Annotated in this window: 6 protein-coding genes; 4 read left to right on the top strand and 2 right to left on the bottom strand. The window is 36.4% G+C overall.

From position 1 onward, the window contains the following. Nucleotides 1-326 precede the first annotated feature (326 nt). The 3 genes from KI343_RS02220 (at nt 327) to KI343_RS02210 (ending at nt 3,483) form a co-directional block, all read left to right on the top strand. The gene (locus tag KI343_RS02220; RefSeq protein WP_212924793.1) at nt 327-1,079 is read left to right on the top strand and encodes a glycerophosphodiester phosphodiesterase; all 753 of its coding nucleotides are present in this window, start codon (nt 327-329) and stop codon (nt 1,077-1,079) included. 76 nt (nt 1,080-1,155) lie between these two features. Next, nucleotides 1,156-2,073 (top strand): ribonuclease Z, encoded by a 918-nt coding sequence (gene rnz, locus KI343_RS02215; protein ID WP_212924792.1) that lies wholly within the window; start codon nt 1,156-1,158, stop codon nt 2,071-2,073. 30 nt (nt 2,074-2,103) lie between these two features. Beyond that, on the top strand, nt 2,104-3,483 hold the full coding sequence (locus KI343_RS02210; protein WP_212924791.1) for an aldehyde dehydrogenase: 1,380 nt from the start codon (nt 2,104-2,106) through the stop codon (nt 3,481-3,483). Nucleotides 3,484-3,595: 112 nt separating this feature from the next. On the opposite strand, the gene KI343_RS02205 is transcribed toward KI343_RS02210, so the two are convergent. Together KI343_RS02205 and KI343_RS02200 are read right to left on the bottom strand one after the other, a co-directional pair. Beyond that, nucleotides 3,596-4,846 (bottom strand): DNA polymerase IV, encoded by a 1,251-nt coding sequence (locus KI343_RS02205; RefSeq protein ID WP_212924790.1) that lies wholly within the window; start codon nt 4,844-4,846, stop codon nt 3,596-3,598. 107 nt (nt 4,847-4,953) lie between these two features. After that, on the bottom strand, nt 4,954-6,075 hold the full coding sequence (locus tag KI343_RS02200; RefSeq protein WP_212924789.1) for a M20/M25/M40 family metallo-hydrolase: 1,122 nt from the start codon (nt 6,073-6,075) through the stop codon (nt 4,954-4,956). Nucleotides 6,076-6,282: 207 nt separating this feature from the next. Here KI343_RS02200 and KI343_RS02195 point away from each other — a divergent pair, with 207 nt between their 5' ends. Next, nucleotides 6,283-6,411, top strand: coding sequence for a DUF4044 domain-containing protein (locus KI343_RS02195; RefSeq protein WP_212924788.1), 129 nt, complete (start codon nt 6,283-6,285; stop codon nt 6,409-6,411). The last annotated feature ends 66 nt before the right edge of the window (nt 6,412-6,477 follow it).

The following is a 6,477-nucleotide window of genomic DNA, read 5'->3' as shown; positions in this document are numbered from 1 at the left end:
ATAAAGGTATTTTGATTTATACTTTGAGACATGGTAGGGTCTCCTTTCTTGATTTTTTGTCCAATTTCGAGGGTACCCTACCTCTTTTTTTATCTCAACTATTTTACACAAACTATTTTACGTCATCTGATGCGCCGGTAACAATGATTTTTTTCTGATTTATAGCATGATTTTTTAATAGTCTCATATTTATCTACCCTAACTACATATAATAATATTACAAAGCGTGGTTATTGCTATTGTACAATTAAACTACAATCCCGTACACTAGTTTAAACATTGACTTCTATTTAAAAATCTAACACAATGAAATTGGGGGTGAGACCGTGACAGCCATCATCGCACACCGGGGAGCAAAAAAATACGCCCCTGAAAATAGTTTCCCTGCATTCCAACTTGCATATGAGATGAAAGCAGATGGAATTGAAACAGACGTTCAATTAACAAAGGATAATATACCGGTCCTATATCATGACGAAAATCTTAAGCGAATTTTTGGTGAAAAGGGATGGATAAATCAATATACACTTGAACAATTAAAACAATTAGATATGGGAAGATCTTTTCATGCTAAATTCGCAGGGACAAAAATCGTAACGTTAGTGGAGTTCCTTGATTGGATAAAAGATAAACCATTAACCCTTCATTTAGAGTTAAAAAATAGTAAAATCGTACATAAAAATCTTGAAGAAATTACTTACCAGCTTATCAAACAATACCAGCTGCTAGATCGAACATATTTTTCTACTTTCTCTGAAAAAAGTATTTCATGTTTAGCAAGCTTTCAAGAAATTTCAAACATTGGCTGGTTAACGAAGCGTTATCGTAAAAATCTATTAGCTCATGCTTTATCTATTGGAGCAACGGCAATTCATATAAAGCACACCCTTTTAAGTCATAGTCTTACAAAAGAAGCTCTTACAGTGAATGTCCCAATACGGGTCTATACCGTAAATTCATCCCGTCTATTAAACAAATGCTTTTTATATAAAGTAAATAGTGTATTTACCGACGTTCCTGATAAAGCATTTGCTTTACGGAAAAAATACATCAACGCTTGTTATATTAATGAAATTTAGATCTTATAAATTGATGATTAATAAGTATTTAGGTAAAATCTTTAATTATACTACAATATTAAGGTGAGATTAAGACATGGAAATTACTTTCTTAGGCACTGGTGCTGGACTTCCCTCAAAGGAGAGAAACGTAACAGCTATCGTGCTAAGTATGCTACAGGAACTAAATGAAGCTTGGCTGTTTGATTGCGGTGAGGCGACACAACACCAACTTCTTAGAACTAAAATTAAACCAAGTAAAATAAATAAAATCTTTCTTACCCATATGCACGGGGATCATATTTATGGTTTGCCAGGATTTTTAAGCAGTCGTTCATTTCAAGCAGGTACAGATAAACCACTGACGGTGTACGGACCTGAGGGAATAAAAGACTTTATTGAATATGCCTTAAAGTTAAGTCAAACTCATTTAACTTATCCTCTCACAATCGTTGAGATGAAAGAAGGATTATTATTTGAAACAGATGCGATAGAAGTTCAGGTGAAAAAACTTTCCCATGGCATTCCAAGCTTTGGTTTCCGTATAATCGAAAAAGATAAACCAGGTGAATTGCTTGTTGAAAAATTAAAAGCAATGGGGATACAACCTGGTCCAATTTATGGAAAAATAAAAACGAACGCTGCAGTCACTTTGGAAGATGGAAGGGTTATTTATCAACGCGATTTTATTGGTGCTCCTAAAAAAGGAAGAATTATTTCTATTTTAGGTGATACAACCTACCAAGAAGATCATACAGAATTTGTTAAAAATAGTGATCTGCTAATACACGAGGCAACATTTTCTGCTGATAAAAAAACACTTGCCAGGAACTATTTTCATTCCACAAATATAGAAGCTGCAAAATTAGCGTTTGATGCAAGTTGCAAGCAATTAATTTTGACACATATCTCTTCAAGATATCAATCACGTGAAATGGATGCTTTTCTTGAAGAAGCAAAAGAAGTATTTGCAAATACCTCGATTGCTAACGATTTTAGTGTCTTTCAATTATAGCTTGACGGAAGAAAGGGAGAGACTGATTTGATGACCTTACAAGAAAATTATCAACAAATCGTTGAGGATCAACGAAAATATGTTGAACAAGGAAATACGGTTGATTATACATTTCGTAAACATCAATTAGAGAAACTTAAAAAGATACTTAAAGAATATGAAACGGATATATTTGCCGCATTGAAAAATGATTTAAATAAACCGGATCATGAAATTATAACTACCGAGATGGGCGTCCTTCATACAGAGTTAGATGTTGCACTAAAAAATCTGCGTTATTGGATGCAGCCGCAAAAAGTTGCCTCCCCAATTACACATAAAGGTTCTAAAAGCTATATTATAAAAGAACCACTGGGTGTTATATTAGTTATCGCACCTTGGAACTATCCATTGCAACTATCTTTAGCACCAGTCATAGGGGCACTGGCCGCTGGCAATACAGTGATTTTGAAGCCATCTGAACATGCACCGCACACTTCGGAGCTTCTTGCTAGAATGGTAGAAGAGAATTTCGACCCCTCTTATTTCAAAGTTGTTCAAGGAGCAATTGAAGAAACAAATATGCTATTAAAACAACGTTTTGACCATATTTTCTTCACTGGAGGCAGTGCTGTTGGAAAAATTGTTATGCATGCAGCAAGTGAGCATTTAACTCCAGTAACATTAGAGCTTGGCGGAAAAAGCCCTGCCATTGTGGATGAAGATGCAAATATCCAAATAGCGGCAAAACGAATTGTTTGGGGAAAATTCACAAATGCTGGACAAACCTGTGTTGCTCCTGATTATTTATTAGTACAGGAATCGATTAAATTTAAACTGTTAAAAGCGATGAAAAAACAAATTAAAGCGATATTTGGAAAGAATCTATCCCAAAATGATAATTATACAAAAATCATTAATGAAGCGCACTTTAAGCGTTTAACGGCATTTTTGAATGATGATAACATCGTACATGGTGGCGAGTATAACCAAGAGGAGCTTCTAATTGAACCAACTATTTTGGATAAAATTGAATGGGACGATCCTATCATGGAAGAAGAAATATTCGGCCCTATTCTGCCGGTAATCCAATTTGAAAATATTGAGGATGCACTTGCACTCATTAAATCCAAGGAAAAACCATTAGCTTTATATTATTTTGGTGAAAATCCACAGATGCAATCCCAGGTAATGGAATACGTTTCTTTTGGTGGCGGTGCAATTAACGATACTTTCTTCCATTTAGCAAATCCCTATCTTCCATTCGGCGGTGTTGGCCAAAGCGGTATGGGGAGCTACCATGGGAAAGCGAGTTTTGATACTTTTTCTCATCAAAAAAGCATCTTAAAACAAACAACCAAATTTGATCTCCCTTTCCGATATACAGGCGGAACGGTTTCATCAACTATTTTAAAGAAATTTTTGTCTTAAGAGCAAAATCGCAGGCGTGCCTGCTCAAAATCATTGAGATTGGGGCTAGGCAGCAGTATTCTTAACATTATAAAAGCCTTGAATTTGTTTCTAATATACAATTAGAATAAATTCAAGGCTTTTTGTAATCATCTAAGAAATCTTTTTGAAAGCTTGTTCTTGGCTGTTCCTTATCTTTTTCACTCGTTAACGATAGAAATATATCCTTCCCATACCTATCTGATAATTCTTCTATGGTTTCATACAGCTTCTCTTTCTTCACATTGTCTCTATAAGTAAATAAATCCAACTGCTCTCCTACTTGTCTTTTCTCTTCCAAACTCTGCAAAGAAACACCTAATAATCGAACTGGCTCTTCATTCCAATGTTTCTTTAATAACTCTTTTGCTACAAACAAAATATCCTCTTTTTCATCAATATAGCTTTGTAATGTTTTACTTCGGGTAATTGTTTGATGATTATGGAACCGAATCATAAGCTGTACACTTTTGCCGGTTGCACTTTTTCGCTTAACCCTTCTAGAAACATTATCAACTAGTTGTTCAAGCAGTTGATGAAGTTCATCCCAATCTGTAGAGTCATGAGCTAACGTTTGTGAGCTGCCAATACTTTTAAACTCATGCACAGCTTCTGGATCAACTGGACGATCATCGATGCCATTTGCACGATTCTTTAGCCTTTCCCCGTTAACGCCTAATAATTGTTTTAATTGATAGACATCATGTTTCGCTAAATCTCCTATTGTATGTACGGAGATTTTTTTCAATTTCTCAGCGGTTTTTTTACCAATCCCGTGCATTTCCTCAATTGGCAGTGGCCATAGACTCGATGATAACTCACGCTTACGCAAAATAGTTATTCCTAATGGTTTTTTCATATCTGATGCCATCTTAGCTAAAAATTTATTTGGTGCAATTCCAAGACTGCACGGGATGTCTAACTCTGTTAAAATTTTTTGTTGCAGATTTTGGGCCATTTCTATCGGGGTCCCTAACCCTGTTACATCTGTAATATCTAAATAGCCTTCGTCAATTGAAACTGGCTGGACAAGTGGAGTGATTTCAGAAAGCATTTTAAAGATAGCTCGCGATGCTTCTCGGTATCGATCAAAATTGGGCCGCATCAACAATAAATCTGGACACAGTTTTTTCGCCTGCCAAACAGGCATCGTTGTTTTTACACCTTTCGCTCTAGCTTCATAGCTGCTCGTTACAATAATCCCTTTGCGCTCCTCTGGATTTCCAGCTATCGCTATGGGCCGTCCTTTTAATTCAGGATTATGTGCCATTTCTACGGATGCATAAAAGCAGTTCATATCAATATGAAATATCACTCGCCCTTTTGATTTTACAGAATCAGCCATATAAACATCTCCCTGTAATTTTTCAGCAATAAAGGGAGAAAGCACTCCATCAAGGAATGCGTTCCCCCTATTTGTTTTACAAAAAGCCCCTCCAAAGATAGAAGCTTTTATTTTGCTGCGATTTTAACAATCTCTACAATATATTCTGTCACTTTTACAAGGTCTTCTACTTTGATTCGTTCATTGGTTGTATGAATTTCTTCATAACCTACAGCTAAGTTTACAGTAGGAATACCATATCCTGCGATGACATTCGCATCACTGCCGCCGCCACTTTGTTCCAGTTTGCTTTCTCTGCCGATTGCACGTGCAGCTTCACGAGCAACTTCTACAACCTGAGAACCTTCTTCAAAATGATAGCCTGGATAAGCTACCGTAACCTGTACATCTGCAGATCCACCAAGTTCTTCGGCAGCCTCTTCAAAAGCGGCCTTCATTTTAGCTACCTGCTGTTCCATTTTTTCATCAACTAAAGAACGGGCTTCTGCTAAAATTTCTACATGATCGACAACAATATTTGTTTGTTTACCGCCTTCAAATCGACCAATATTAGCCGTTGTATCTTTATCAATTCGACCTAACGGCATTTTTGAAATTGCTTTGGATGCGATGGTAATCGCAGAAACTCCTTTTTCAGGCTCTAGACCAGCATGAGCTGTTTTACCAGTTATGGTTGCGTGAATCTTGGCTTGTGTCGGAGCAGCAACGACAATATCGCCGACATCCCCATTACTATCTAATGCATAGCCGTACTGAGCATCTAATTTGGAAGAATCTAATGCTTTCGCACCCACTAAACCAGATTCTTCCCCAACCGTAATGATAAATTGAATTTGGCCATGAGGTATATTGTTTTCTTGAAGCACTCTAATTAATTCAAACATAGCAGCTAATCCTGCTTTATCGTCTGAGCCGAGAATGGTATCTCCCTCAGAGGATATTACGCCGTCTTTAATGATCGGACGGACTCCCTTTCCCGGAACAACCGTATCCATATGAGAGGTGAAATAAATTGCGTCAGCGCCGTCTTTCGTAGCCGGCAATGTGCAAATTAAATTTCCTGCCCCATGACCTGTTTGTTCTTTTGAATTATCTTCTTCTACTTGAACACCTAAAGCTTCGAATTTTTTTGTTAAAATCGATGCTATTTCTCTTTCAAATCCTGTTTCAGAATCAACTTGTACGAGTTCTAAAAATTCATTAACTAATCTTTCTTCATTTACATTCATTTTTGTAACCTCCTATTCAATAGGCTACTATATTTTTTAAGTTTTTTACAGTAGAAAGAATCGGATTCCTTATCTTCATTCTTGATGAAATAAAACGAATACTCTAAAAAGTGTATTGCAAAAAAATATCATATTAACTTGTCTGATTAGCAAATTCACGTTAGAATAACGATAGATGATAACGGATCTAATTGAGGAGGACATTTCATGGCAACAAAGCAATCCGTACAAAAGAAACGCTCCAAACGTGAACGACGCACGAAAATCATTATCTATTTCATGGTCGCGCTCATGCTTATCTCAGCAATTACAGCTGGATTAGCAGCATTTATTTAAAAATGACAGAAAAAACTCCGCATAGAAGTTAGTACGGTCGTACTATATTCTGACGGAGTTTTTTAA

The sequence above is a fragment of the Oceanobacillus sp. J11TS1 genome, from assembly GCF_018333215.1.
Classification (GTDB): Bacteria; Bacillota; Bacilli; order Bacillales; family Amphibacillaceae; genus Oceanobacillus.
Note: the sequence above shows the minus strand (reverse complement) of the source record. Positions and strands in the feature narration are given on the sequence as shown.

Bases quoted from the DNA above. Each gene is read 5' to 3' on its own strand.
- rnz (WP_212924792.1), top strand. From the start codon at position 1,156: ATGGAAATTACTTTCTTAGGCACTGGTGCTGGACTTCCCTCAAAGGAG.
- KI343_RS02210 (WP_212924791.1), top strand. From the start codon at position 2,104: ATGACCTTACAAGAAAATTATCAACAAATCGTTGAGGATCAACGAAAA.
- KI343_RS02205 (WP_212924790.1), bottom strand. From the start codon at position 4,846: ATGGCTGATTCTGTAAAATCAAAAGGGCGAGTGATATTTCATATTGAT.
- KI343_RS02200 (WP_212924789.1), bottom strand. From the start codon at position 6,075: ATGAATGTAAATGAAGAAAGATTAGTTAATGAATTTTTAGAACTCGTA.
- KI343_RS02195 (WP_212924788.1), top strand. From the start codon at position 6,283: ATGGCAACAAAGCAATCCGTACAAAAGAAACGCTCCAAACGTGAACGA.